The sequence below is a fragment of the Sphingobium sp. D43FB genome, from assembly GCF_002312805.1.
GTDB lineage: Bacteria > Pseudomonadota > Alphaproteobacteria > Sphingomonadales > Sphingomonadaceae > Sphingobium.
On sequence record NZ_NMUA01000001.1, the window covers coordinates 282,068 to 307,669 of the forward strand.

Here is a 25,602-nt window from a genome sequence, read left to right on the forward strand (position 1 = left end):
TCCCGCGAAAGCGGGAACCCATCTCCCACCCAAGTGCCCCGGCACCAAGTCGAGAATGAAGCACCACCATTGCGGGCAAGCTAGAGCGTGATGACTTTACTCAGAACCGTTCGTCCTCAGTAGCCCCTTCGACTGCCTGCCAAGGCAGGCGCTCAGGACAGGCATTGAGCGAAGTGGAAATGGCGTATCGAAGGATGTAAGCGCAGCCGACCCTTCGATACGGGTCTTCGACAAGCTCAGCCCCTACTCAGGGCGAACGGAGTGATCCGACTTAAAGTCATCATGCTCTAAACAGTACCCTTACCGCTTATGCTTGCCCCGCGTCGCCCCCATATGCCGGATGTTGACTGGCCGCCCGCGATGGCTACCCGGCCGTGTCCGGTCGCGCTTCATCGGCCCGCCGCGCGGCGCGGGATGATCGGGCAGTTCGAAGCGTAGCGAGCCGTTGATCGGGTCCGCCTCGGCCAACCGCAGTTCCAGCCGCTGACCGACCGTATAGCGATCGCCGCTCTCGACCCCTTCCAGCGCTTTGCCCGCCTCGTCATAGAAAAAGCGTTCAGCGCCCATGGTCGATACCGGCACCAGCCCATCACCGCCCAGGCCATCAACCGTCGCGAAGAAGCCGAAATTCTGCACCCCGGTAATCCGCGCCTTGACCAGTTCGCCGACATGGGCGGCCAGGAACGCGGCGACATAGCGATCGACCGTATCGCGCTCTGCCTCCATCGCGCGCCGTTCATGGCCGGAGATCATCTCGCCGACCTTGCCCATATTCTCATAATCCTCCTGGCTCAGCGAGGATCGGTCGGGGATGATCCCGCCCTTGGGCGCGGGCAGTTCCAGCCCATAAGCCCCCACTAGCGCGCGATGGACCAAAAGGTCGGCATAGCGGCGGATCGGCGAGGTGAAATGGCCATAGGAGCCAAGCGCCAAGCCGAAATGCCCCATATTTTGCGGGCTGTAATAGGCCTGCGTCTGGCTGCGGAGGATCTGCTCCATGATCTGCGGCTTCGCTTCCGCTTCCCCCACCCGCTTGATCAGATGGTTGAAGGTCGCGGGTCGGATCACCTGCCCCAGCGCAAATTCGATGTCGAAGGTCGCCAGATATTCCTTGAGCGCCACCAGCTTGTCGCGGCTTGGCGGTTCATGGACGCGGTACATGACCGGCGCCTTCTTCGCTTCCAGCGCCTTGGCCGCCGCGACATTGGCCGCGATCATATAATCCTCGATCAGCATATGCGCGTCGAGCCGTTCGCGGACAGCGACGCTGACGATCTTGCCCCATTCGTCCAGCACCACCCGCCGTTCGGGCAAGTCGAGCGCCAATGGCTCACGCGCCAGCCGCGCCTTGTGCAACAAGGCCCAGCAAGCCCAAAGCGGCTTGAGCGCCGTTTCGAGCAATTCATGCTCGCCCGTGCCGTCGATCGCCGCCTGCGCATCCTCATAGGCCATGACCGACGCGACGCGGATCACCGCGCGACTAAAGCGCCAGGCGGTCACCTTGCCCTGCGCGTTGATGGTCAGGTGGCACGCCATCGCCGCCCGGTCCTGTCCGGCCCGAAGCGAACACATGTCCGACGATAGCTGATGCGGCAGCATCGGCACGACAAGGTCTGGAAAATAAACGCTATTTCCTCGCTTGCGCGCTTCGCGATCGAGCGCGCTGCCGGGGCGTACATAGTAGCTGACATCGGCAATCGCGACGATCGCGCGAAACCCGCCACTATTGTCCGGGTCGCTGTCCGCTTCCGCCCACACCGCATCATCATGGTCGCGCGCATCCACCGGATCGATGGCGACGATCGGCAGGTGGCGCAGGTCTTCGCGCTTCTCCTCATGCAGCGGCAGAGCGGCGGCGACCAGCGCCTCTTCCTCCGTCGCTTCGGGAAAGACATGGGGGATGCCATGTTTGTGGATCGCGATCAGGCTGAAGCTGCGCGGGGCGAAGGGGTCACCCAATATGTCGGTCACCCGCGCCGAAATGCGCGGCGGGCGACCGGATGGCTCGGCCAGGACGAGATCACCCTTCTTGGCGGCGCCCGCATCGCTGATCGGCGTATCCTTGCGGATGCGCTTGTCTACCGGGCGCAGCCATAATTTGCCGTCGGCCATCTCCTCGACCACGCCCAGCAACATCTCGGTGGCCTTGGCGAGCTTCTTCATCGGATGCGCAACCCAGCCGCGCCCCGCCTCCTCAGTCCGCGCCAGGATGCGGTCGCCGATGGTCAGCGCGCCGCGCTTGCCGCGCTCCACGATGCGCAGGCGCGGCGCGGGCTGGCCCTCGGCCTCCCACCGTTCCGGGGTCGCGATCAGCGTCGTGTCATCGACATCGATGATCCGCAGCACCGTCACCTTAGGCACACCGCCCAGCTTGTGGAAGGCCCTCGCCGGGCCAAGATCGATCAGCCCTTCGTCGGCCATATCCTTGAGCAGCGCCTTGAGCGCGATCTTCTCCTGCCCCTTGAGGCCGAAGGCCTTGGCGATCTCCCGCTTGCCCGCGGGCTGGTCCGATGTGGTGATGAAGTCCATCACCTGATCGCGCGTCGGGAAGCCTGCGGGGCGGACCTTGTCCGGTGTCTTGTGCTTTTGGGTTGATGCCATGCACTTAGCTATAGGGACGCCGCCCCTGCGACGCCAGTGCCCCCATTCCGAACCGGCACTCGACCGTCCTGTTGCCATTGTTCCTTATTTGTTCTATTCTTGGTCATGGCAATCGAAAAGGGCAGAGGCGCGACCGTCAACGGCGAAAGCCAACGCTTCAACCTGCCGCAGCGATCGGTGGACGGCGACTGGCTCGATCTGGCCATGCAGGAAGGCGCGCTCCCGCGACTCCGCACCGAAGTCACGGTCGAACGGCCGCGCACCATCATCGCCCGCAATGCCTCACCCGACATCGGCTTCGATCGCTCGATCAACGCCTATCGCGGCTGCGAGCATGGCTGCATCTATTGTTACGCGCGGCCGAGCCACGCCTATCATGACCTGTCGCCGGGGCTGGATTTCGAAACCAAACTGTTCGCCAAGCCCGACGCCGCCGCTTTGCTGCGGGCCGAGTTGGGCAGGAAAAATTACAGCGTCGCGCCGATCGCGATGGGCACCAATACCGATCCCTATCAACCGATCGAGAAGGATTGGCGGATCACGCAGCAAGTGCTGGAGGTGCTGGTCGAAACGCGGCACCCGACCTTCATCACGACCAAGTCCGACCGCATCCTGCGCGACATCGACCTGCTCGCGGACCTGGCGCGCGACAATCTGGTGGCGGTGATGCTCTCCGTCACCACGCTCGACCCCAAGGTCGCCCGCACACTGGAGCCGCGCGCGCCGCACCCGGAACGGCGGCTGGAAGCGATCGCGCAACTGGCGCAAGCGGGCATTCCCGTGACAGCCAATATGTCGCCGATCATTCCGGCCATCAACGACCATGAAATCGAAAGCGTGGTCGCCCGTGTCGCCGCGGCAGGCGCGCGAGACGTCAACTACATCCTCGTCCGCCTGCCCCATGAGGTGGCACCACTATTTCGCGCCTGGCTCGATGCGCATCATCCCGACCGCGCGGCCAAGGTGATGGCCATCATCCGCAACCTGCGCGGCGGGCGCGACAATGACCCTAATTTCGGCAGCCGGATGCGCGGCCAAGGGGTATGGGCCGATCTGATCCGAAGCCGCTTCGTCAAGGCGCGGCGAAAGGCGGGCTTTGGCGACGAGCGGCTGACCTTGCGCACCGACCTGTTCCACCCACCCGAAGGCGCGCAGCCGCGGCTCTTCTGATCAGCCGACCAACCGCATGCCCGACCGGCGGGTGCGCGTCTTATAGCCGTCCGCCTTCACGTCCATCCGCTCGAAGCGATGGATGGTCAGACCCCGGATAGCCCCGATCGCATCGACCTGATCCGCCCCCAGGCTGAACCTGTCGCCCAGGAAGACGCGCGCCGCCTGGCCATCGCTGACCGGCGCGCGCAGGAAAATTTCGCTGCGGCCGCCCTCGGCCTGCCCTAATATCTCGGCCAGCTTGGCAACCGCCTCGGCCGTTTCCACATCGACCGTCAATTCCATGCGCGAAGCACTGGCGATCTGGCGGAAGGGTTCGACGCCGCGCACCGTGACGCGCGGGGTTTCCTCGCCCGGCAGCCGATCCAGTTCGACGACCAGCAGGGCGCAATCACCGTCGCGCGCCAATTCCTCGATCGCCTTGCACGCATCCTCTTCGAAACAACTGGCCTGAAACTGGCCGCTACTGTCGGAGAAGGTCGCATTGGCATAACGCGCACCGCGCTTGGTTTCGCGCCAGCGCACATCTTCCACCATGGCCGCCATGATGGTCATCACCCGGCCTTCCTCGTTCGGCATGCCCACCGGCTGCTGACAGACCGCGCCATAGCTGCGCGCGCCACGCGCATCCGCCAGATGGCGGTAGCGATCGACCGGATGAGCGGAGAAATAGAAGCCGAACGCTTCCTTTTCCTGCGCCATGCGATCCGACACGGTCCAGGCCTGATGCGGCGGAATCCGGACATCGGCATGGGGCGTCTCAACGTCGCCGAACAGGCCACCCTGCCCGCTCTCACGCGCCTGCGCCGCACTGACACCAACGGCCAAGATCGTTTCTGCGGCAGCATGGACCCCGGCGCGGTCGGGATGCACATCATCGAACGCCCCCGCCGCCGCCAGGCTTTCCAACTGCCGCCGGTTGAGCAGGCGCGGTTCGATGCGGTCGGCAAAATCATCCAGCGATTTGAAAGGCCCGGCCGCATCGCGCTCCGCGACCAACTGGTCCATCGCCTTCTCGCCCACGCCTTTGAGGCCACCCAGCGCATAGCGCACGGCAAAGCCCAAACGCGGGTCTTCGCCTTCATAAGGGACAGCCTCGACCGAAAAGTCCGCCTGGCTTCGGTTGATGTCGGGCGCAAGGCAGGTCAGCCCCATGCGCCGCATATCATCGACGAAGATCGTCAGCTTGTCGGTCAGATGAATATCGAAAGCCATCGACCCGGCGTAGAATTCCGCTGGATAATGCGCCTTGAGCCAGGCCGTCTGATAAGCGAGCAGCGCATAGGCGGCGGCATGGCTCTTGTTGAAGCCATAGCCCGCGAATTTGTCGATCAAATCGAACAGTTCGTTCGCCTTAGCCTTGGGAATTTCGCTCTTGGCGGCGCAGCCCTCGACGAAACGCGAGCGCTGCGCGTCCATCTCCGCCTTGACCTTCTTGCCCATGGCGCGGCGCAACAGGTCGGCGTCGCCCAGACTATAGCCCGCCAATATCTGCGCGGCCTGCATCACCTGTTCCTGATAGACGAAGATGCCATAGGTTTCTTCGAGGATCGGTTTCAGCAATATGTGGGGATATTCGATCGCCTCCTGCCCGTTCTTGCGGCGGCCAAACATGGGAATATTGTCCATCGGGCCGGGCCGGTAGAGTGAGACGAGCGCGATGATGTCGCCGAAATTGGTCGGTCGGACCGCGGCGAGCGTCTTGCGCATGCCTTCGGATTCCAACTGGAACACGCCGACCGTGTCGCCACGCTGGAGCAGGTCGTAGACCGCGCTATCGTCCCAGGCGAGCGTATCGAGATCGACCGTCACCCCGCGCGCCGCCAGCAACTGGACAGCCTTTTGCAGCACCGACAGCGTCTTCAACCCCAGAAAATCGAACTTTACGAGGCCTGCGCCTTCGACATATTTCATGTCGAACTGGGTGACGGGCATGTCGGATCGAGGGTCGCGATAGAGCGGCACGAGCTGCTGCAAGGGCCGGTCGCCGATCACCACGCCCGCTGCATGGGTGGAACTGTGGCGCGGGAAGCCCTCCAGCTTCATCGCATAGTCGATCAGCCGTTTGACCTGCGCATCATTGTCATACTCGGCGCGGAACTCGGCAACGCCGTTCAACGAGCGTTCCAGGGTCCAGGGGTCGGTCGGGTGGTTCGGCACCAGCTTGGCAAGGCGATCGACCTGGCCATAGCTCATCTGGAGCACGCGGCCGGTGTCCTTGAGCACGGCGCGGGCCTTCAATTTTCCGAACGTGATGATCTGCGCGACATGGTCGACGCCATATTTTTGCTGGACGTAGCGGATCACCTCGCCACGTCGGGTTTCGCAAAAGTCGATGTCGAAGTCGGGCATCGACACACGTTCAGGGTTCAGGAAGCGTTCGAACAGCAAGCCCAGTTGCAGCGGATCGAGGTCCGTGATCAGCAGCGCCCATGCCACGACCGACCCGGCACCCGAACCACGGCCCGGACCCACCGGAATATCATGATCCTTCGCCCATTTGATGAAGTCGGCGACGATCAGGAAATAGCCGGGAAAGCCCATCTGGATGATGATGTCCGTCTCGAACTGGAGCCGGTCCAAATAGGGCTGACGGGCGGCACTGTCGATGATACCGAGTTTGGCGAGCCGCGCGTCGAGGCCAGCGCTCGCCAAGTCGCGCAGCATCCGCGCTTCGCCCTCAATGTCACCTGCCAAACTCGGAAGGATCGGCTTGCGCTTGGGCGCGGCGACGGCACAGCGTTGCGCCACGACCAAAGTGTTGGCGAGCGCTTCGGGCAGATCCTCGAACAGCCGCTTCATCTCGCCTGTCGGTTTCATCCAGGCGTCGGGCGAACTGGTGCGCCGGTCGGGCATATCGACATAGGCGCTGTCGGCGATGCAGAGCATGACGTCATGCGCCGCGTGGAAATGCGGCTCGGTAAAGCAGGTCGGATTGGTCGCTACCAAAGGAAGGTCGCGCGCATAGGCCAGATCGAGCAGATGCGGTTCGGCCTTGCCCTCGACGGGGTCGAGACGACGACAGAGTTCGATATAGAGCCGGTCGGGAAATAGTGCCTGCAGCCGGTCGGCATAGGCGAAGGCCGCGTCGGGCTGATCCTCGGCGAAGAGGCGGGCCAACGCCCCCTCCCCGCCTGCGGTCAGCGCGATCAAGCCCTCGGTGCGGCCCTCCAACACGTCGAGGCCGACATGGGGCACTTCTTCCAAGGGCCGGTCGAGATGCGCCATCGAAACGAGCGCGCAGAGATTGTCATAGCCCGTCGCATCCTGCGCATAGAGGGCGAGCCAGTCGTGGACCGCCGACGCATTGGCCGGACGGCCGGGCCGCAAGATGCCGAGCATGGCGCCGATGATCGGCTGCACCCCGTCGCTCTTGCAGGCGTCCGAAAAGGCCATCGAGCCATAAAGGCCGTTACGGTCGGTGATGGCGGCGGCGGGAAAGCCCAGCGCCTTGGCCTGTTTGGCGATGACCTTGGGATCGATCGCGCCTTCCAGCATGGTGTAGGAGGAGAATATGCGGAGGGGAACGAAAGCGGCATGAGGCATGGCCCCAATATGCACCTGCCGCGATTCGACGCCAGCCCCCTGCCCATCATTCTTCCAAATCGCACAATGATCTTGCCTTCGCGGCGTCCTGCTGGTCAAATTCCGCGACAAACAGGGAGAAGGCCATCATGACGGACATGAACCCGGTTTCCACGCCCCCCGGACTGATCGACAGGGCGAAATCCATATTGATCAAACCCAAAAGCGAATGGGAAGTCATCGACGCCGAACCTGCCAGCATCGGCAGCATCTTCATCGGCTATGCGATGATCCTGGCCGCGATACCGCCGCTGGCCGGGCTGATTGGTGGCCAGATGTTCGGCTATGGCGCGCTTGGCATAAGCTTTCGGCCATCGCTGGTCGGCGCCGTTGGCAGCGCCATTGCCCAATATGTCTTTTCACTGATCGGCCTGTTCGTGCTGGCCTGGCTTATCAACATGCTGGCACCCCGGTTCGGCGGCCAGAAGGATATGGTCAAGGCAGTCAAGGTGGCGGCCTATTCGGCGACGGCAAGTTGGCTGGCCGGAATATTCCTGCTGCTGCCGATGCTCGGCATATTGCGTATATTGGGGCTCTACAGCCTCTATCTCCTGTATCTCGGCTTGCCACGATTGATGCGGGCACCAGCCGACAAAGCCATGCCTTATACGATCGTGACGATCGTCGCCGCCATATTGCTGTCGCTCCTTGCCGGTGCCGTCGCCGCGCCCTTTTCGCGATTTGCAGCGCCATCAGTGGGGGACTCCGCAGTCGATGGGCAAATGACCATTCCGGGTGTCGGCACGGTCGATCTCGGCAAGCTCGACGCCGCCGGCAAGAAGATGGAGGAAGCCGCGCGCAAGATGGAGGACGCGGCCAAGACTGGCGCGCCCGCCGTCGCCCTGTCCCCGTCCGCGCTGCAGGCGTTGTTGCCTGAACGAATCGGTCGGTTCGAGCGGACCGAAATCGAGAGCGCGGGAATGGCTGGCGGCGCGCAGGCGAGCGCCCGCTATCAGGCAGGCGACGACGATATGAAGGTGGAAATCATCGACATGGCGGCGATGGGCGCGATGACCGGGATCGGCGCAGCGTTCAACGTCCAGTCCAACCGCGAAACAGCGACCGGCTATGAGCGTACGCAGACGGTCGATGGACAGTTGGTCAACGAAAGCTGGGATAAGGAAAGCCGCGACGGCAAATATGCGACGAGCATCGCCAATCGCTTCATGCTGTCCGCCAGCGGCACCGTGGCCAATATCGACGAACTCAAGTCTGCAGTCCAGACGATCGGCCCGGAGAAGCTGGCCGCGATGGCGCAGTGACAGACAAGGCGCGACATCCATGTTGGTGTCGCGGCTTGCCTTAATGTTGTTCGAGCCGTCCTTCATGCAGGCGAACCACCCGGTCCATCTTCTGCGCCAGCCGTTCATTATGCGTGGCGACCAGCGCGGCGGAGCCTTCGCCACGGACTAGCCCTAAAAATTCCGCAAGCACGATGTCGGCGGTGCGCTCGTCCAGATTGCCGGTCGGTTCGTCGGCCAGCACCAGCGCGGGGCGGTTGGCCAGCGCGCGGGCGACGGCGACGCGCTGCTGCTCGCCGCCTGACAATTGGCTGGGGCGATGATCGAGCCGGTGGCCGAGACCAAGCGCGGTCAGCAGCGATTCGGCACGCGCCTTGGCTGCACCCATGTCCACGTCGCGGATCACCTGCGGCAGGATCACATTTTCAGTTGCGTTGAAATCGGGCAGCAGATGGTGGAACTGATAGACGAAACCCAATGCGTCGCGACGCAGGCGGGTGCGGCCGTCATTGTCGAGCTTGGCCGCTTCCTCGCCGCCGATGCGGATCGAACCATCGAAGCCACCCTCCAGCAGGCCGACGGCCTGGAGCAGCGTCGATTTGCCCGACCCCGATGGCCCAAGCAAAGCCACGATCTCGCCCGGCCCCACATTGAGGTCGACGCCGCGCAGCACGTCGATAGTGACGCCGCCCTGGGTGAAGCTGCGGGTGAGGCCCGTGACCTTCAATATGTCATTCATAGCGCAGCACCTGGACCGGATCGGTATTGGCGGCCTTGAAGGCCGGATAAAGGGTAGCAAGGAAGCTGAACACCAGCGCCATGATGCAGATGCTGGCGATCTCCACCGGATCAGGCTGCGATGGCAGTTCGGTCAGGAAGCGGATCGAGGGATCCCAGAGATTTTGCCCCGTCACGAACTGGATCGCGTTGACGATCCCCTGGCGGAAGAAGAGGAAAGTGAAGCCCAGCACCATGCCCGCCACCATGCCCAGCGTGCCGATGGTGACGCCGACGGTCATGAAGATCTTGACCAGGCCGATCCGGCTGGCCCCCATCGTCCGCAGGATGGCGATGTCGCGCGTCTTGGCGCGGACCAGCATGATGAGCGAGGAAAGGATATTGAACACGGCGACCAGCACGATGATCGACAGGACGACGAACATCGCGATGCGCTCGACAGCCAGTGCCTCGAACAGCGAAGCGTTCATCTGTCGCCAGTCGGTGACGACAGCGCGCCCGGCGACTTTGCCAGCGAGCGGCTCCAATATCTGACCGACCCGATCGGCATCGACGGTTTCAACCTCGATCATGCCGACCACGTCGCCGAGCAGGAGCAGCGTCTGCGCATCCTCCATCGGCATGACGACGAACGCCTTGTCATAATCATAGACGCCCACTTCGAAGATGGCGGCGACCTGATAGGCGACCTGGCGCGGCACCGTGCCGAACGGGGTCGAGCGACCGGCCGGATTGATGATGGTCAGGCTGTCGCCCAACTGGATGCCGAGATTTTCCGCCAGCCGCGAACCAATGCCGATCCGGCTGCTATTGGCAGTCAGATTGTTGAGCGTCCCCGCCAGCACCTTGCCCTTGAGCGTCTTGTTGGTGCGGATGTCGGGCACCGTCATGCCACGCACCAGCACGGCTTCGACCCGGCCGTTGAAGGTGGCGAGCAAGGGCTGCTCGATCATCGGCGTGGCGTTGGTGACGCCGGGCGTCGCTCTGGCCTGCGCCAGCACCGATTGCCAGTCCGGCAGACGACCGCCATAGCCCTGCACCACCGCATGGCCGTTCAGGCCGACGATCTTGTCGAACAGTTCAGCGCGGAAGCCGTTCATGACGCTCATCACGATGATGAGCGCGGCGACACCGAGCATGACCGCGGCCAGGCTGATGCCGGCGACGAGGAAGATGAACCCTTCCCCCTTGCCGGGCAAAAGGTAGCGCTTGGCGATCATGCGTTCGTAGCGGGAAAGAATCATGTGGCGCGGACGGCCTCTGTGGAAGGATAGGCTGATCGTCTAGGCATGGCGGGACCGAACGGCAAGCATTGCCAGATTGTTGCATCACGGCCACAGGGCGCACCGCAAAATCACAGACGTCCGATTTTGCCCGTGACTCCGGCCCGCCGCAGTCGTAGCAAGACCCTAGAAGCACAGGTAAAAGGCCGTGGTTCAGGGATACTGCATCCCGCTTCGAGCTTAGGGGGCTGAGAAGCGGTTGAGGCAGACCAAGGGGGAGACGAGCAATCGTCTATGAAGCGCCCGGATCGTGAAAACACGATCCGGGCGCTTTTTATTTGTCCTTCGCGCCCAACGATCGCCATTGGACAAAAGGTCCAAGGTCGGCATTTTTCCGCGCGCGCCATGCCCGTTTCGCCCCCTTGAAACCGTCGGGCTCAAAACCATATCCACGCTGTCCAGCCGCCTTATGGGGTTGGGCGCAGTATCGCCGGACGCCTGTTTCGGGTCCGGCCCGTTCATTTTGCTCTTTGGGAGATTATGACAATGCGTGCATTTGACCTTACCCCCTATCGCCGTTCCACCGTGGGTTTCGATCGTCTGTTCGACCTGATCGAAAACAACGCCCGGTTGAGCCAAGGTGACAATTATCCCCCGTTCAACATCGAGCGCCTGTCGGAGGATCGCTATCGCGTGACGCTGGCCGTTGCCGGTTTTCGTCCCGATGAGATCGACATCACCGCGCAGCAAAACCTGCTCCAGGTGATCGGTCGCAAGGATGAAGGGTCGGCATCGGATCGGTCCAAATATCTGCATGTCGGCATCGCCAATCGCAGCTTCGAGCGGCGGTTCGAACTCGCCGATTTCGTGCGGGTGGAAAAGGCGGATCTGGCCGATGGCCTGCTGGTGATCGACCTGTTGCGCGAAGTGCCCGAAGCGATGAAGCCCAAGAAGATCGCTATAAATGGCGGTCAGCTTGTGGAGATCACCGCCAAGGACCGCGACGCCGCCTGAGCGGTGGAATGACGTAAGCCTGTGGGGCGCGGCCTTTGCGAAGGCCGCGCCCTTTTCTATATCTCGACCTGGCTGCCCAGTTCGACCACGCGGTTGGTGGGCAGGCGGAAGAATTCCATCGCGCTTTCCGCGTTGCGCAGCATCCAGGCGAAGATTTTTTCGCGCCAAAGCGGCATGCCGGGTTTGGACGACGGCAACAGGGTCTGACGGGCCAGGAAGAAGCTGGTGTCCATCATCTTGAACGCCTGACCACAGCCCGACACATTCTTAAGCGCGGCGGGCACATCGGGTTCCTGCATGAAGCCATATTGCAGGACCATACGGAAGAAGCCGCGTCCCAGATCCTCCAGCTTGCAGCGGCCGTCATCTTCGACCACCGGTACGTCCTTGATCTTGACCGTCAGCAGGATGACTCGCTCGTGCAGCACCTTGTTATGCTTGAGATTGTGGAGCAGCGCATGGGGCACGCCATCGGGCGTCGAGGTCATGAAGACCGCCGTGCCCGGCACGCGCACCGCGCTGTTGGCGGCCGACGCCACGAACACCGGGATCGGCATCGCGGCTTCGCGTAACCGATCCTGCACCAGGCGGCGACCGCGCGACCAGGTGGTCAGCAGGGTGAAGATGATGAAGCCGATCAGCAGCGGGAACCAGCCACCATCGGGCACCTTGGTCAGGTTGGCCGCGAGATAGGCACCATCGACGATGTAGAACACCGCCAGCACCGGCGCGGCATAATACCATTTCCAGTTCCACAGCCGGTACAGCACGACGGTCAGCAGGACGTTGTCGATGAACATCGCACCCGTGACCGCGATGCCATAGGCGGCGGTCAGGTTGGACGAGGTCTTGAAGGTCAGCACCAGCAGGATGACCATCACCATCAGGCCCCAGTTGATGAGGGGGATGTAGATCTGGCCCGCGGTCGCGGCGCTGGTGTGGGCGATGCGCAGGCGCGGCATGAAGCCGAGCTGGATCGCCTGTTGCGTGACCGAGAAAGCGCCGGAAATCACCGCCTGCGACGCGATGATCGCGGCCATGGTGGCGAGTGCGATGAGGGGCAACTGCGCCCATTGCGGGGCGAGATTGTAGAAGGGACTGTCGAGCGCTGCGGCCCCCTCTCGGAACAGTAACGCGCCCTGCCCCATATAGTTGAGCATCAGCGCGGGCAGCACGAAGGCGAGCCAGGACACGCGGATCGGATTGCGGCCGAAATGGCCCATATCGGCATAGAGGGCTTCGGCCCCCGTCACCGCCAGCACGACCGAACCGAGCGCCAGGAAGGCGGGCAGCGGATCGGTGACGAAGAACATCACCGCCCAATAGGGGTTGAAGGCGTAGAGGATGCCGGGCGTCTTGATGATCGAGAGGATGCCCAGCGTCGCGATCGTCACGAAATAGAGCAGCATGATCGGACCGAACAGGGTCGCGACCTTGTTGGTGCCCAGCCCCTGTATCCAGAACAACCCGACAAGAATCAGGATCACCACTGGCAGGATCGCAGGGGCCAGCACCGGATTATAAACGGCAAGCCCCTCGACCGCGGACAGGACCGAGACGGCCGGTGTGATCATCGAGTCGCCGTAGAAGAGCGCCGTCGCGAAGACGCCCAACAGGACGATGCCGCGCGACCAGCGCTGCGTCTTCGTCTGGCCGTTGATCAGCGCCAGCAGCGCCAGGCTGCCGCCCTCACCCTTATTATCGGCGCGCATGATGATGCTGACATATTTCAGCGTCACCACCAGCATCATCGACCAGAACATCAGGCTGATGACACCCAATATATGGTCGGGGTCGAGCGTCAGTTCATGATGCCCGGCGAAGGTTTCGCGAAAGGCGTAGAGCGGGCTGGTGCCGATGTCGCCAAAGACGATGCCGATCGCGCCGACCACCAGCTTGACGGTGGCCTTCTGCCGGGCATGGCCGTGGCCGGATTCTTCCTCGCCGGACGTCGGCGCTGTGTTGGGAAGCAGGTCAGCCATGCAGGAAAAACGCAATGGTCATACTGTGTCGACATCCGAAGAGAAGCGATGACGGACGATGCTGTCACCCCACAAACCGCCGCGCCCTACCATGCCCTCCGGAGGCGTGCAATGCGACGCTGCGTGCCTAAGGTGCGGCCGTTCCATCCTGAGCCAGAAGGGCGTCGATACGCGCGATATTGGCTTGAAGTTCCGTCTTCATCCGGCTGTCTTCCGGCGCGCTCTCCGCCAGCGGAGCCCAGATGCCACGGGCAGCCTGCAACTGGTTGTTGCGTGCCAGCGCCAGGCCATAGAAATAGCGCGGCGCAAGACCTTCGGCATCGAGCGCCATGGCCCGCCGGAACGCGAAATCCGCGCCCGGCGACAATATGCCATCGGCATGGGCTACCAGCGCATTGCCAAAGCCGAGCCAGAGCGTGGCGTCGTCGGGCCGCGCGCGCAAGCCGGACAGCAGGATGTTGGCGGCATCCTTCGTCTTGCCCTGACGGCCCAGGCCATCGGACAGAATCAGCCATTGCCCGGTCGGGCCGAAACGTTCGCCGAGGCTGCGCCGTTCTTCCGCCAGCTTCTCGTCGAACTGGCCCTCGACCGGCTTGGTCGACCGCGGCGCACCGGCCAAGCCGGGATTGCCCTGCCAGGCATAGCCCGCCAGTCCCAACAGCAGCGCGGCTGCGCTGATCTCCCGCGCGGACCGGGGGATGCGGCCAAGCAGCAGCATGGCGAGGAACGCCAGCGCGGCGAGGCCGAAGGCGAGGAACCAGCCGGTCATGACCGCACCTTTCGCTTGATCCGGCCGCGCAGAAGCAGCAGGCCAAGGCCAAGCAGCAGCAAGGGCGCGCCCCAGAGCGGCCAGAGGATGGGGGCGGCGGTAGGTTCGTAGCTGACCCAGTCGCCATAGCGGGCGATCAGCCAGGTGCGGATCGCTTCGGGCTGCTCGCCCGCCATGATCCGTTCACGGATTTGCGAGCGCATGTCCCCCGCCATGCTGGCATTGCTGTCGGCGATCGACTGGCTCTGGCAGGTAAGGCAGCGGATGGTTTCCATCAGCGCCTTGGCCTTGCGCTCCTGTGCGGGGTCGGCGAGTTGGCGATCGGCCCAAGGCGCGGGCGGCAGCGCGGTCTGGGCAGCGAGCGGCGTCGCGATCAGCGCGAGGAGGAAAGCCATGATCAGTCTCATTGCGCGGCCCTCAGCTTTTCGAGGATCATCGGCACATCATCGGCGCGGATGTCGCCGATATGCTGGTAGGCAATGCGCCCCTTGCCATCGATGACGAAGGTTTCAGGCACCCCGGACGAGCCTAGCGCGATCTGGACGGCGCTGCGGGCGTCGAGGCCGATGCGGGCGTAGGGATTGCCATAGCGGGCGAGGAAGGCATCGACATCGGGCCGGGCGTCGCGGATGGCGATCGCGTCGATCGGGACGCCTGCCGCCTTGAGCGTTTCGAGTTGCGGGGCTTCGGCGGCACAGGGAACGCACCAGCTGGCAAAGATGTTGAGCAGGCGGGGCTGGCCGGTGGCCATCTGTGCGCTGGCGAGCGGCGGGCGGTCGCTGGCGGCGGCAGGCAGCGTGAAAGCCGGGAGCGGCTGGCCGATCAGGCGGGAGTGGATGACGCGGTCATCGGGCTGGAACAGACCGCTGGCGAACAGGGCGATGAAGCCGAGGAACAGCCCAAGCGGCAGCCAGATCAAAAGCTTTCTCATGCGGTTGCCGCCCTGGCGCGCCACTTCATCAGCCAGCCGCGCCGTTCGCGACCGAGTAGGGCCAGGAAGCCGCCCAGCGCGATCAGGATGCCGCCCAACCAGATGAGAGTGACGAAGGGCTTCCACCAGATGCGCAGTTGCCAGCGGCCGCCTTCGACCTCTTCGCCTAGCACGACGTACAGCTGGCCGTTCCAACGGGTCAGCAAAGCGGCCTCGCTGGTCGTGGTCGGGGGCGAGGCGAAGAAGCGGGACTGGGGGTGGATCATCACCGGGCGGCCACCGCGACGGACTTCCATGTCGGCCTGGAGCGCGGTCCAGTTATCACCCGCTATGGGTTGGATCTGTACGAAACGAAGCTGCCAGCCTGCGGTCTGGATCATGTCGCCGGGGCGGGCGGCGACCAGCTTCTCGACCGTGAAGGCGGAGTCGCTGGCCATGCCGCCTAAGCTGACCGCGCAGCCGAGATGCGCGATGACCATGCCATAGGTGAAGAGCGGGGTGCGGCGCAGATTGCGTTTCCACAAGGGCGCAAGGCTGGCGACGCCGACCGCTCCGGCGATAACGAGGCCAAGGAAAGGCAGGATACCGATGCGGCCCCAGGCCAAAACGGACAGCCAAGCGGACAAGGATAGCGCTATGAGAAAGGGGATTACCAAACGTTTGGTCACCACCCGCCCATCGTCCCTGCGCCAGCGCACCAGTGGGCCGACGGCCATGGCGATCATCAACGCGAGCGCGATCGGCCCGGCGATCCGGTCGAAATAGGGCGCGCCGACCGACACCTTGTGGCCGAAGGCTTCGGTCATCAGCGGATAGAGGGTGCCGATCAGGACCAGGCCCAATATGACCGTCAGCAGCAAGTTATTGATAACCAACATAGTTTCGCGACTAACCAGCTCGAACGGCGCGCCTTCGCGTACAGCACCGATGCGCCAGCCGAACAAAGCAAGCGCGCCGCCGATATAGAGGGCGAGCAGGCCGAGGATGAAACTGCCGCGTTCCGGGTCTACCGCAAAGGCATGGACGCTGGTGAGGATGCCCGAACGCACAAGGAAGGTGCCGACCATCGACATCGAGAAGGCAACGACCGCCAGCATGACCGTCCAGGCGCGCAGGGCGTCGCGGGTCGCCAGCACGGTAACGCTGTGAAGCAAGGCGGTCGCGGCGAGCCAGGGCATGAGCGATGCGTTTTCGACCGGATCCCAGAACCACCAGCCGCCCCAGCCCAATTCATAATAGGCCCAGTAGCTGCCCGCGGTGATGCCGAGCGTCAGCATCACCCAGGCGGCCAGCACCCACGGGCGCATCGCACGCGCAAAGGCGGCATCGACCTGCCGTGTCAGCAGCGCGCCGATCGCGAAGGAGAAGGCGACCGAGAGGCCGACATAGCCGATATAAAGCGTGGGCGGATGGAAGGCGAGACCGGGGTCTTGCAGCAGCGGGTTCAGCCCCTGCCCGTCCGCTGGGGCCGGGGCGAGGCGGGCGAAGGGGTTGGAGGAGAAGAGCAGGAAGGCGTAGAAGCCGAGAGAAATCGCGGCTTGGCCGCCCAGCGTCGCCATATGGGTGTCGCGGCGCAGCGCGCGCTCGAACAGAGCGACGGCGGCACCGGCGACGCCCATGACCGTGACCCAGAGCAGCATCGAGCCTTCATGATTGCCCCATGTGCCCGCGAATTTATAGAGCCAGGGCTTGGCCGAATGGCTGTTGGTCGCGACGAGCAGCACCGACATGTCCGAGCGCAGGAACAGCGTGACGAGCGCGATGAAGGCGATGGCGGTCAGCACGCCCTGCGCCACGGCGGCGGGACGCACGGCGGCGAGCAGGTCGGGCTTGTTGCCCTTGAGGCCCGTGAAGGCGAGGACAAGTTGCAGCAGCGCCAGCGCAGCGGCGAGCCAGAGCGCGGCGAGGCCGATTTCAGCGATCATGGGGCCTTATCCACGCAAAAATGATCCTCCCCCGGTGGGGGAGGTGGCTGGCCGCAGGCCAGACGGAGGGGTGTCCCGCTATCGAGAGGGTGACACCCCTCCGTCAACGCTTCGCGTTGCCACCTCCCCTGCAAGGGGAGGGTGTAAATATCGCGCAGCCTCACTGGTCCACCTCGATCTCGCGGGTGGTTTCGTTGTAGCTCATGCCTTCCAGCTCGCGCGGCATGTAGCGTTCGTCATGTTTGGCGAGCAGGTTGGTGGCGACGAAGGTGCCTTTGGTATCGAACGATCCTTCGGCGACGACGCCGCTGCCTTCCTTGAACAGGTCGGGCGCGATGCCGCTGAAGGTGGCGGGGACGGTGGCTTTGCCATCGGTGACGTCGAAAGTGATGGTGACGCCATCGGGCGCGCGCTTGAGGCTGCCCTTGACCACCATGCCGCCCAGACGGATCGGCTTGCCGGGTTCGACGCCCTTGGTCTTCACATCGCCCGGCGCGTAGAAATAAGCGGCTTCATCCTTGAGCGCGGAGGCCGCGAGCAGCCCTGCGCCGATAAGCGCCACCAATGCAGCGAGCGCGAGGATCAGCCGTTGATGCTTGGCCTTCATGCGCGGTCCGCCAGTTGCTCGGCCTGGGCCTCGGCACGGCGCATCGTGCGCCAGCTGAGCCAGCTGACCGCCGCCGTACCCAGCAGCGTGACCGCATAGGCGGCGATGACGAAGGTCCATTGCTGCATCGGGGTCACCCTCTCGCGAGACGCTGCATGCGCGCCTCGACCTTGTTCTGCGCCAGGATCGCGCGCATCCGCATCAGGACGATCGCGCCGAACCAAAGCGTAAAGCCGAGCAACGTCAGGCCCAGCGGCCACAGGATCGCCATGTCGATGCTGGACCCGCGCATCGTGATGGACGGCCCCTGATGCAGGCTGTTCCACCAGACGACCGAGCGGTTGATGATCGGAATATTGACCGCGCCGACAAGGCCGAAAATGGCGGTGACATTGCTGACGCCGCCCTGCCCGGCCCCCTGTCGCGCGCTGGCATTGGCGAGCGCGATATAGCCGAGATAGAGGAAGAGCAGGACCAGCATGGAGGTCATCCGCCCGTCCCATTCCCACCAGGTTCCCCAGGTCGGGCGACCCCAGATCGATCCCGTGGCCAGGCATATAGCAGTGAACAGCGCGCCGGGCGCGGCGATCGCGCGGCCTGCCACGGCGGCGAGCGGATGCCGCCATACCAATTGCATCAGCGCGGCGATGGCGATGCCCGTCCAGCCACCCATGCCGAGCCAGGCGGCGGGCACATGGATATAAAGGATGCGCACCGTCTGCCCCTGCAAATAGTCGGCGGGCGTCAGCCACAGGCCGCAGGCGCAGCCCGCCAGCAACAGGGCAAGCCCCGGCCAGAACAGCCAGCCCGTCAACGGGCGCGCGATCTTGAGGAAGCGGGCGGGATTGGCGAAACGATGCATCAGGGCTGCGTCTGTAGCGGGGCGCGCGGGGCAATGCCAGTGGGGCGTTTTGCGGATAGCGGGCCAGCTGAAACGCTGCGTTGCGACACGCCTCGACGCTTTTTTATGACAGGAGGGCGACAAAGCGGCTTCGAGTGACTATATGCGCGCTCAACGACGACCCTTGGATATTCCTTATGGGTTGTCAGGAACGGCTATGGAACCGCTCGCACCCATGATGACTACGAACCCCTTCGACGACGACAAGTTGCGCGAGGAATGCGGCATTTTCGGCGTTTCGGGCGCTGATACGGCGTCCGCTATCGTCGCGCTTGGCCTCCACGCGCTACAACATCGGGGGCAGGAAGCCGCCGGTATCACCAGCTGGGACGGGCATGATTTCCATACCCACCGGGCCATGGGCCATGTGGCGGGGAATTTCGACCGGGACGAGGTGATTCGCGGATTGCCGGGCGACGCGGCCTGCGGCCATGTGCGCTATTCGACCACGGGCGAGACGTCGCTGCGCAATGTGCAGCCGCTCTATGCCGAGTTGAATTCGGGCGGATTCGCGATCGCCCATAATGGCAATATCTCCAACGCGATGAAGGTGCGGCGCGAACTGATTCGGCGCGGGTCAATCTTTCAGTCGACGTCGGATACCGAGGTCATCATCCATCTGGTGGCGACGTCCAGCTATCGCACGCTGCTCGACAAGTTCATCGATGCGCTGAAGCAGGTCGAGGGTGCCTATTCGCTGATCGTCATGACGCCCGAAGGCATGATCGCGTGTCGCGATCCGCTGGGCATCCGGCCGTTGGTGATGGGGAAGCTCGGCGATACGACGATCTTCGCGTCCGAGACGGTCGCGCTCGACGTGGTGGGTGCCGAATATCTGCGCACGATCGAGCCGGGTGAACTGGTGATCGTTACCAACGAAGGCGAGATTCGGTCGCATCGGCCGTTCGGCCCCGTCCATCCGCGCCCCTGTATCTTCGAGCATGTCTATTTCAGCCGCCCCGATTCGATCGTCGACGGGTCGAGCGTCTATTCGGTCCGCAAGGCGATCGGCGCGCAGCTGGCGATCGAAAATCCGGTCGAGGCCGATTATGTGATTCCGGTGCCCGACAGCGGCGTGCCCGCCGCGATCGGCTATGCCCAGCAATCGGGCATTCCGTTTGAACTCGGCATCATCCGCTCGCATTATATCGGGCGGACCTTCATCCAGCCGGGCGACAAGGTGCGCCATCTCGGCGTGAAATTGAAGCATAATGCCAACCGCGCGCTGATCAAAGGCAAGCGGATCGTGCTGATCGACGATTCGATCGTGCGGGGGACGACCAGCTTGAAGATCGTGCAGATGATGCGCGAGGCGGGCGCGGCAGAGGTGCATATGCGGATCGCATCGCCGCCGACCAAGCATAGCTGCTTCTATGGCGTCGATACGCCCGAACGCACCAAGCTGCTGGCGCACAAGCTGGACGTGGGCGGCATGCAGGATTTCATCCATGCCGACAGCCTATCCTTCATCTCGATCGACGGCCTGTACAAGGCACTGGGCGAAGCGAAGCGAGCCGACACGCGGCCGCAATATTGCGACGCCTGTTTCACCGGCGACTATCCCACCGCGCTGACCGATCAGGATGATGTGGTGGTGACCAATCAGTTGGAATTGCTGGCTGAGCGGGTGGCCTGACGGGCTTTCCTTGCGCTTTTCTCCGAACCTAAAAGATCCGTTCGGGCTGAGCCTTTCGAAGCCCCTTCCTTGTGCAGGAAGTGAGGCCCTTCGACAGGCTCAGGGCGAACGGAACATAAATCAGTTTGAAAATGACGAGATGCTATGACTGACACTTCCTCTCGCTCCGGCCCCCTTTCCGGTAAATTGGCGCTCGTCACCGGGGCCAGTCGTGGCATCGGCGCAGCGACGGCCGAGGCGCTGGGCCGGGCGGGCGCGCATGTCGTGCTGACCGCGCGGACGACCGGCGGGCTGGAAGAGGTGGAGGAGCGCATCCACGCCGCAGGCGGCAGCGCGACGATCGCGCCGCTCGACCTAATCGATGGCGAGAGTATCGGGCGGTTGGCGCAGGCGATCGGCGGGCGCTGGGATGCGCTCGACATATTGGTGTTGAATGCCGCGACGCTGGGCGCGCTGGCGGCGGTGCCGGCGATCGACGCCAAGGAATTTGCGCGACTGTTGACGCTCAATATCGCTGCCCCCCAGGCGCTGATCGCGGCGTTCGACGGGATGCTGCGGGCAAGCAAGGATGCGCGGGTGGTGGTGGTGACGTCGTCGGTCGTTAGTCCGCGCGCTTATTGGGGCGCTTATGGCGCGTCAAAGGCGGCGCTGGAAACGCTGGTTGGCGCCTATGGCGAGGAGATGAAGAATATCTCGGCCATCCGCACCCATATCGTCGATCCCGGCGCGACCCGCACGGCGATGCGGGCGCGGGCTTTTCCAGGGGAAGATCCCGCAACGCTCAAGGGGCCGGAGGTCGTGGCCGATGCGATCGTCGGGCTGGTCGCGGCGGATACGCCGACCGGGCATCGGATGCGGGTCGAAGGCTGAGACCTGCGCGGGCGTTTCTCGACTGCGCTCGAAACGAACGGCGGTTTTAGGCGGGCTTCACCAGCGTCACTTGTGCCACGTCGATGCCGCCGCCGCGAAATCCGCCTTCGCAATACATCAGATAATAGCGCCATAAGGCCACGAAATGTTGGTCGAAACTGGCGGGTAACAGGCCTTGTTCGATCGCTTGGTCGAAGCGTAAGCGCCAGCGGCGGAGTGTCTGCGCATAATGCTGGCCGAAGCGGTGGACGTCGCGCCATTCCAGCCCCTGTTGCTCGGCCAGCGTGCGGAAGCGGCTTTCCGACATCAGCATGCCGCCGGGGAAAATATAGGTCTGGATGAAGTCCGCGCCGCGCGCGTAGCGGTCGAAAATGGCGTCATCGATCAAGATATATTGTATCGCGGCGCGGCCGCCGGGCTTGAGCAAGCCGTGGATGGTGGCGAGATAGGCGGGCCAATAGCGCTGGCCAACGGCTTCGACCATTTCGACGCTGGCGATGGCATCATATTGGCCCTGCGCATCGCGGTAGTCGGTCAGGCAGATTTGCGCGCCGGAGCCGAGGCGATCGCGGGCATAGTCGGCCTGCTCGGTCGAGAGGGTGAGGCCGGTATAGGCGATCACCTGCCGCTCCATCGCCTGCTCGGCGAGGCCACCCCAACCGCAGCCGATTTCGAGCAGGCTATCGCCATCCTTGAGCGCGAGCCGGTCAAGAATCGCATCGACCTTGCGCCGCTGGGCCTGTTCCAGAGTCTCGGTTTCGCTGTCAGGATCGATGAATAAGGCACTGGAATAATGCATGAGTTCATCCAGCCAGAGCTGGTAGAAATCATTGCCCAGGTCATAATGATAGGCGATGTTATGGCGCGACCCGGTGCGGCTGTTGCGCCGTGCCCAGTGGATCGCGCGGCCGATCCAGCGGGTCGGGCCATTGGCGCGCGCGACGCGGCCGAGCGCGACGGCATTGGTCATGAACAAGGCGAAGAGCGGCACCGGGTCGGGACTGGTCCATTCGCCCGCCGCCCAGGCACGATACCAGCCCGCCGATCCGCCAGTGGCCAAGCGGATCAGCGCGCGCCAGTGGACGAGATGGACTTCGCAATGCGGCCCCGGCGTCCGACCGCCCAGCATCCGGCGCGCGCCATCGGGCAGGATGGCATCGAGCGATCCCTGATCCAATCCCCGGTCGATCCGGTCGAGCAGGCGATGGAAGAGCGGTCCCAACGCGCGGCCCATCCGGCTGGGCTTGCCGGAACGGGGCGGCTGGCGCACGGAAAGCGCGCGGCGGCCGCGGCGTGGATCGACTGCATTCATGGCGTCATTCCTGCCCGAAGCAGGCGGGCGCTGCAATCACCCCTTTGCGTGGCGATAGGCCGCTAAGGCGCGCTCGCGGCCTTCACGATGCTCGATGATCTTGGGCGGATAAGCGGCGGGGCGCGCGCCATGGGCGTCAGGGTCGTGGATAACGCCGTCGTTGAGATCGGCCAGTTCGGGCACCCAACGGCGGATATAGGCGGCGGCGTCGAATTTTTCCGACTGGCTGAGCGGGGCCATGATGCGGGTGAACAGATTGGCGTCAACGCCGCTGCCCGCCACCCATTGCCAATTGACGCTATTATTGGCGTAGCTGGCATCAACGAGCGTGTCCCAGAACCAGCGTGCGCCGTGGCGCCAGTCGATCAACAGATGTTTGATGAGGAAGCTGGCGGCGATCATGCGGACGCGGTTATGCATCCAGCCGGTCGCCCAAAGCTGGCGCATCCCTGCATCCACGATCGGATAGCCGGTGCGCCCGGTCTTCCAGGCGGTAAAGTCCGACCCGGCGCTGCGCAGGTCGCGCCACTGCAGCGCGTCGAAATCCGACCGGGCATTTTCCGAACCATAGGTCGGCATCTGGCAAATCTGCACATGGGCATAATCGCGCCAGATCAATTCCTTGAGGTAGATAGTTGCATCTTGTCCTGAAGATGCGACGCGGTGCCAGACAGTGGCGGGCGAGATTTCGCCGAAATGAAGATGCGCCGACAGGCGCGAGGAGCCTTCGACCGAGGGCAGGTTACGCGCGACCGGATAGTCGCCGACTGCATCGAGAAAGCTGTTGAGGTGCGCGCGCGCGCCTGCTTCGCCGGGCGTCCAGTCTTCGGTAAAGCCGCTCGCCCAATCGGGCTTGGTGGGGAGCAAGGCCCAGTCGTCCAGCGCGTCGCTGGCTGGCCATTGGTCCGGCGACGGGATGGCCGCAGGCGCGCGGGTCGGCGTGGGCGGTGGCATATGCTCCATCACCGCGCGGGAAAAGGGCGTGTAGATGCGATAGATGCCCCCTGCCCCGGTCCGCACCGCGCCCGGCGGCAACAGCAGACCGCCGTCGTGAAGGCAAAGATCGAGCGTCTTGGCCACCGCCTTTTCCGCGTTGCGCCACCAGGGTTCATAATGGTGCAGGGCATGGACGCGGCGCGCGCCGGTTTCTTCGGCCAGTTGCGCCAGCATGTCGGCCGACGCCCCGCGCCGCAGGATGAGGCGCGACCCCTTTTCGCGCAGCCGCTCGTCCAGGCTGGTCAGGCTGTGGTGCAGCCACCAGCGCGACGCGCCGCCCATCGCCCAACTGCGCGGCGTGTCATCGTCCAATATATAGACCGGGATGACCGGCCCCTCCTGCACGGCAGCGGAGAGCGCGGCCTGATCGGACAGGCGCAGATCCTGGCGGAGCCAGAGGAGGACGGGGGCGTTGCTGGACATGATGGGGCAATGCGCGGCACGGGGCCGGGTTCCAACCACCCTATCGGGCATATTGTGGACCAACGGCCCGTCGCAAATCAGGCCATGCGCGATTCGATCCATGGACGCACGCCGCGGCCGCGCTTATCCTTATGTTCGGTGCCCTGCTGGGGTGTGTGGCACCATATGAGAAAGATTCAGGGGATTTATGGCTTCCACGCCCAATGAACGGGAAATGGCATATCGGCCGTGCGTCGGCATCATGCTGGTCAACAGGGATGGCAAGGTTTTCGTCGGCCAGCGGCTCGATAATGTCGTGGAAGCCTGGCAAATGCCGCAGGGCGGGATCGACGAGGGCGAAGACGCCAAGGCGGCGGCGCTGCGCGAACTGGGCGAAGAAACCGGCATCGGGCCGGAGCATGTCGAGATCATCGCCAAGGCCAAGGACGAGCATTTCTACGATCTGCCGCCGGAATTGCTGGGCAAGCTCTGGGGCGGCAAATATCGCGGCCAGCGCCAATATTGGTATCTCGCCCGTTTTCTGGGACAGGACAGCGACGTCAATATTCAGACCAAGCATCCCGAATTTCGCAGCTGGAAATGGGCCGAGCCTGAAACGCTGCCGGAACTGATCGTACCGTTCAAGCGCAAGCTGTATCGCGATATCCTGCAGGAATTCAAATCGTTGATCTGAACCGTTGCGATACCGTTCCTGCGGCAGGCCGTGCGCGATACAGGCACTTAGGGGCTTAAATTTTGCGGTCGAGCGGGTATGACGGAGACATGCGTGCCTGTTTGATCCTGATGTCGTTCCTGTTTGCCGCCCCTGCTTTGGCCGCCGACCCCGTGTTACTACCGTCATCGGTGCGCGAAATGCTGGAGGCGGCAATCGCCAATGGCAGCGAGACGGAGATCGCCACCGTCGCCAAGATCGCACGGCAGACCAATCCGGCGTCGGGTGACGAGATCCAGCGGATGGTCAATAGCTGGAAGGAACGCACCAAGGCGACCCATGACACGGTGATTCGCGAGGCGCGCTTCACCGAATTATGGACCGGGCGGGTCGAGGCGGGCGGGGTCCGCTCGACCGGCTCGACCAGCGAATTGGGCCTGAGCGGCACGGCCACGGCGACTCGCGCAGGCCTTCAATGGACGCACAAGCTGAGCGCGACGGCGGATTATCGTCGCGCCAATGGCGTGACCTCGCGCGAACGCTATCTCGCCAGCTATGAGCCACGCTATCAGTTCGATCCGCGCGGTTTTGCCTATGGGCTGACCCAGTTCGAGCGGGATACGTCGATCGGCTATGACGAACGCTATACCGGGTCGGTCGGTATCGGTTACAAGCTGATCGTCAGCCAACCGCTGGATTTGCAGGTCGATATCGGTCCGTCGGTGCGACACGCCAAATATCTGACCGGGGAGCGCGAAACCAAGCTCGGCGCGCGTGGATCGATGGCGGCGGTGTGGCGCTTGTCGCCGACGCTGACGCTGAAGCAGACGGCGGCGGGCTATGCCGAGAGCGAGGTTTATTCGCTCAACTCGCTGACCGCGATCGAAACGAAGGTGGCGGCGCGGCTGTCGGCCGCCCTGTCCTATAACGTCCAATATGAGTCGGAAACGCTGTTGAGCGCCCGCGATCTGGATACGCTGAGCCGGTTGACGCTGACCTACGACTTCTGACGCGGTGGGGGTGGAG

Annotated in this window: 22 protein-coding genes; 7 read left to right on the top strand and 15 right to left on the bottom strand. The window is 63.7% G+C overall.

The annotated features are described in order from the left end of the window. Window positions 1-300: 300 nt before the first annotated feature. A complete protein-coding gene (rnr, locus tag SxD43FB_RS01315; RefSeq protein ID WP_096060656.1) occupies window positions 301-2,601 on the bottom strand; it encodes a ribonuclease R in 2,301 nt (766 codons plus the stop codon). Between the two features lie 105 nt (window positions 2,602-2,706). Between rnr and SxD43FB_RS01320 the strand changes: the two genes are divergently transcribed. Further along, the gene (locus tag SxD43FB_RS01320) at window positions 2,707-3,771 is read left to right on the top strand and encodes a PA0069 family radical SAM protein (RefSeq protein ID WP_096060657.1); all 1,065 of its coding nucleotides are present in this window, start codon (window positions 2,707-2,709) and stop codon (window positions 3,769-3,771) included. Here the strand turns inward: SxD43FB_RS01320 and dnaE are convergent, their stop codons facing one another. Both dnaE and SxD43FB_RS25080 read right to left on the bottom strand, forming a co-directional pair. Then, a complete protein-coding gene (dnaE, locus tag SxD43FB_RS01325; protein WP_096060658.1) occupies window positions 3,772-7,317 on the bottom strand; it encodes a DNA polymerase III subunit alpha in 3,546 nt (1,181 codons plus the stop codon). A 46-nt stretch (window positions 7,318-7,363) separates the two neighbouring features. Beyond that, window positions 7,364-7,504 carry a hypothetical protein gene (locus SxD43FB_RS25080; protein ID WP_176482637.1) on the bottom strand — a complete coding sequence of 47 codons (141 nt, stop codon included), beginning with the start codon at window positions 7,502-7,504 and terminating at the stop codon, window positions 7,364-7,366. Between the two features lies 1 nt (window position 7,505). On the opposite strand from SxD43FB_RS25080, the gene SxD43FB_RS01330 reads away from it, so the two are divergent. Then, complete coding sequence (locus tag SxD43FB_RS01330; RefSeq protein ID WP_255245561.1) at window positions 7,506-8,618, top strand: Yip1 family protein; 1,113 nt, start codon at window positions 7,506-7,508, stop codon at window positions 8,616-8,618. A gap of 40 nt (window positions 8,619-8,658) precedes the next feature. Here SxD43FB_RS01330 and SxD43FB_RS01335 read toward each other — a convergent pair whose 3' ends face one another. Next, the gene (locus SxD43FB_RS01335) at window positions 8,659-9,336 is read right to left on the bottom strand and encodes an ABC transporter ATP-binding protein (RefSeq protein ID WP_069066643.1); all 678 of its coding nucleotides are present in this window, start codon (window positions 9,334-9,336) and stop codon (window positions 8,659-8,661) included. Continuing rightward, complete coding sequence (locus SxD43FB_RS01340) at window positions 9,329-10,579, bottom strand: lipoprotein-releasing ABC transporter permease subunit (RefSeq protein WP_096060660.1); 1,251 nt, start codon at window positions 10,577-10,579, stop codon at window positions 9,329-9,331. Before SxD43FB_RS01340 ends, SxD43FB_RS01335 begins: the two co-directional genes overlap by 8 nt. A 519-nt stretch (window positions 10,580-11,098) precedes the next feature. Between SxD43FB_RS01340 and SxD43FB_RS01345 the strand changes: the two genes are divergently transcribed. Next, on the top strand, window positions 11,099-11,572 hold the full coding sequence (locus tag SxD43FB_RS01345; RefSeq protein WP_171899275.1) for an Hsp20 family protein: 474 nt from the start codon (window positions 11,099-11,101) through the stop codon (window positions 11,570-11,572). Window positions 11,573-11,628: 56 nt separating this feature from the next. Here SxD43FB_RS01345 and SxD43FB_RS01350 read toward each other — a convergent pair whose 3' ends face one another. From SxD43FB_RS01350 to ccmC, 8 genes are all read right to left on the bottom strand, one after another. Then, window positions 11,629-13,554 (bottom strand): potassium transporter Kup, encoded by a 1,926-nt coding sequence (locus tag SxD43FB_RS01350; RefSeq protein WP_037474617.1) that lies wholly within the window; start codon window positions 13,552-13,554, stop codon window positions 11,629-11,631. 127 nt (window positions 13,555-13,681) lie between these two features. Beyond that, the gene (locus SxD43FB_RS01355; RefSeq protein WP_096060661.1) at window positions 13,682-14,323 is read right to left on the bottom strand and encodes a cytochrome C biosynthesis protein; all 642 of its coding nucleotides are present in this window, start codon (window positions 14,321-14,323) and stop codon (window positions 13,682-13,684) included. Continuing rightward, on the bottom strand, window positions 14,320-14,730 hold the full coding sequence (locus SxD43FB_RS01360; protein ID WP_096060662.1) for a cytochrome c-type biogenesis protein: 411 nt from the start codon (window positions 14,728-14,730) through the stop codon (window positions 14,320-14,322). The genes SxD43FB_RS01355 and SxD43FB_RS01360 overlap by 4 nt, the downstream gene beginning before the upstream one ends. Then, entirely contained in the window at window positions 14,727-15,254 is a 528-nt protein-coding gene (locus SxD43FB_RS01365; protein ID WP_096060749.1) for a redoxin family protein, read from the bottom strand. Before SxD43FB_RS01365 ends, SxD43FB_RS01360 begins: the two co-directional genes overlap by 4 nt. Continuing rightward, a complete protein-coding gene (locus SxD43FB_RS01370; protein ID WP_096060663.1) occupies window positions 15,251-17,179 on the bottom strand; it encodes a heme lyase CcmF/NrfE family subunit in 1,929 nt (642 codons plus the stop codon). The genes SxD43FB_RS01365 and SxD43FB_RS01370 overlap by 4 nt, the downstream gene beginning before the upstream one ends. A gap of 160 nt (window positions 17,180-17,339) precedes the next feature. Next, window positions 17,340-17,786: a cytochrome c maturation protein CcmE gene (gene ccmE / locus SxD43FB_RS01375; protein ID WP_069066639.1), complete on the bottom strand. Its 447-nt coding sequence runs from the start codon at window positions 17,784-17,786 to the stop codon at window positions 17,340-17,342. Then, window positions 17,783-17,914 (bottom strand): hypothetical protein, encoded by a 132-nt coding sequence (locus tag SxD43FB_RS25775; protein WP_255245562.1) that lies wholly within the window; start codon window positions 17,912-17,914, stop codon window positions 17,783-17,785. The genes ccmE and SxD43FB_RS25775 overlap by 4 nt, the downstream gene beginning before the upstream one ends. A 5-nt stretch (window positions 17,915-17,919) precedes the next feature. Next, the gene (gene ccmC, locus SxD43FB_RS01380; protein WP_037474633.1) at window positions 17,920-18,648 is read right to left on the bottom strand and encodes a heme ABC transporter permease CcmC; all 729 of its coding nucleotides are present in this window, start codon (window positions 18,646-18,648) and stop codon (window positions 17,920-17,922) included. A gap of 196 nt (window positions 18,649-18,844) precedes the next feature. Here ccmC and purF point away from each other — a divergent pair, with 196 nt between their 5' ends. Then, window positions 18,845-20,323, top strand: a complete 1,479-nt coding sequence (gene purF / locus SxD43FB_RS01385; RefSeq protein ID WP_037474635.1) for an amidophosphoribosyltransferase — start codon at window positions 18,845-18,847, stop codon at window positions 20,321-20,323. Window positions 20,324-20,467: 144 nt separating this feature from the next. Next, window positions 20,468-21,193: an SDR family NAD(P)-dependent oxidoreductase gene (locus SxD43FB_RS01390; protein ID WP_096060664.1), complete on the top strand. Its 726-nt coding sequence runs from the start codon at window positions 20,468-20,470 to the stop codon at window positions 21,191-21,193. Window positions 21,194-21,239: 46 nt separating this feature from the next. Here the strand turns inward: SxD43FB_RS01390 and SxD43FB_RS01395 are convergent, their stop codons facing one another. Together SxD43FB_RS01395 and SxD43FB_RS01400 are read right to left on the bottom strand one after the other, a co-directional pair. Next, complete coding sequence (locus SxD43FB_RS01395; protein ID WP_096060665.1) at window positions 21,240-22,505, bottom strand: cyclopropane-fatty-acyl-phospholipid synthase family protein; 1,266 nt, start codon at window positions 22,503-22,505, stop codon at window positions 21,240-21,242. A gap of 36 nt (window positions 22,506-22,541) precedes the next feature. Beyond that, the gene (locus tag SxD43FB_RS01400; RefSeq protein ID WP_255245563.1) at window positions 22,542-23,924 is read right to left on the bottom strand and encodes a deoxyribodipyrimidine photo-lyase; all 1,383 of its coding nucleotides are present in this window, start codon (window positions 23,922-23,924) and stop codon (window positions 22,542-22,544) included. A 187-nt stretch (window positions 23,925-24,111) separates the two neighbouring features. Here SxD43FB_RS01400 and SxD43FB_RS01405 point away from each other — a divergent pair, with 187 nt between their 5' ends. Together SxD43FB_RS01405 and SxD43FB_RS01410 are read left to right on the top strand one after the other, a co-directional pair. Further along, complete coding sequence (locus SxD43FB_RS01405; RefSeq protein WP_096060667.1) at window positions 24,112-24,597, top strand: RNA pyrophosphohydrolase; 486 nt, start codon at window positions 24,112-24,114, stop codon at window positions 24,595-24,597. Window positions 24,598-24,686: 89 nt separating this feature from the next. Beyond that, on the top strand, window positions 24,687-25,586 hold the full coding sequence (locus SxD43FB_RS01410; RefSeq protein WP_096060668.1) for a DUF481 domain-containing protein: 900 nt from the start codon (window positions 24,687-24,689) through the stop codon (window positions 25,584-25,586). Window positions 25,587-25,602: the final 16 nt, after the last annotated feature.

Coding starts and splice junctions, on each gene's coding strand:
- rnr (WP_096060656.1), bottom strand. CDS start 2,601: ATGGCATCAACCCAAAAGCACAAGACACCGGACAAGGTCCGCCCCGCA.
- SxD43FB_RS01320 (WP_096060657.1), top strand. CDS start 2,707: ATGGCAATCGAAAAGGGCAGAGGCGCGACCGTCAACGGCGAAAGCCAA.
- dnaE (WP_096060658.1), bottom strand. CDS start 7,317: ATGCCTCATGCCGCTTTCGTTCCCCTCCGCATATTCTCCTCCTACACC.
- SxD43FB_RS25080 (WP_176482637.1), bottom strand. CDS start 7,504: ATGGATTTCGCCCTGTCGATCAGTCCGGGGGGCGTGGAAACCGGGTTC.
- SxD43FB_RS01335 (WP_069066643.1), bottom strand. CDS start 9,336: ATGAATGACATATTGAAGGTCACGGGCCTCACCCGCAGCTTCACCCAG.
- SxD43FB_RS01340 (WP_096060660.1), bottom strand. CDS start 10,579: ATGATTCTTTCCCGCTACGAACGCATGATCGCCAAGCGCTACCTTTTG.
- SxD43FB_RS01345 (WP_171899275.1), top strand. CDS start 11,099: ATGACAATGCGTGCATTTGACCTTACCCCCTATCGCCGTTCCACCGTG.
- SxD43FB_RS01350 (WP_037474617.1), bottom strand. CDS start 13,554: ATGGCTGACCTGCTTCCCAACACAGCGCCGACGTCCGGCGAGGAAGAA.
- SxD43FB_RS01355 (WP_096060661.1), bottom strand. CDS start 14,323: ATGACCGGCTGGTTCCTCGCCTTCGGCCTCGCCGCGCTGGCGTTCCTC.
- SxD43FB_RS01360 (WP_096060662.1), bottom strand. CDS start 14,730: ATGAGACTGATCATGGCTTTCCTCCTCGCGCTGATCGCGACGCCGCTC.
- SxD43FB_RS01365 (WP_096060749.1), bottom strand. CDS start 15,254: ATGAGAAAGCTTTTGATCTGGCTGCCGCTTGGGCTGTTCCTCGGCTTC.
- SxD43FB_RS01370 (WP_096060663.1), bottom strand. CDS start 17,179: ATGATCGCTGAAATCGGCCTCGCCGCGCTCTGGCTCGCCGCTGCGCTG.
- ccmE (WP_069066639.1), bottom strand. CDS start 17,786: ATGAAGGCCAAGCATCAACGGCTGATCCTCGCGCTCGCTGCATTGGTG.
- SxD43FB_RS25775 (WP_255245562.1), bottom strand. CDS start 17,914: ATGCAGCAATGGACCTTCGTCATCGCCGCCTATGCGGTCACGCTGCTG.
- ccmC (WP_037474633.1), bottom strand. CDS start 18,648: ATGCATCGTTTCGCCAATCCCGCCCGCTTCCTCAAGATCGCGCGCCCG.
- purF (WP_037474635.1), top strand. CDS start 18,845: ATGGAACCGCTCGCACCCATGATGACTACGAACCCCTTCGACGACGAC.
- SxD43FB_RS01390 (WP_096060664.1), top strand. CDS start 20,468: ATGACTGACACTTCCTCTCGCTCCGGCCCCCTTTCCGGTAAATTGGCG.
- SxD43FB_RS01395 (WP_096060665.1), bottom strand. CDS start 22,505: ATGAATGCAGTCGATCCACGCCGCGGCCGCCGCGCGCTTTCCGTGCGC.
- SxD43FB_RS01400 (WP_255245563.1), bottom strand. CDS start 23,924: ATGTCCAGCAACGCCCCCGTCCTCCTCTGGCTCCGCCAGGATCTGCGC.
- SxD43FB_RS01405 (WP_096060667.1), top strand. CDS start 24,112: ATGGCTTCCACGCCCAATGAACGGGAAATGGCATATCGGCCGTGCGTC.
- SxD43FB_RS01410 (WP_096060668.1), top strand. CDS start 24,687: ATGCGTGCCTGTTTGATCCTGATGTCGTTCCTGTTTGCCGCCCCTGCT.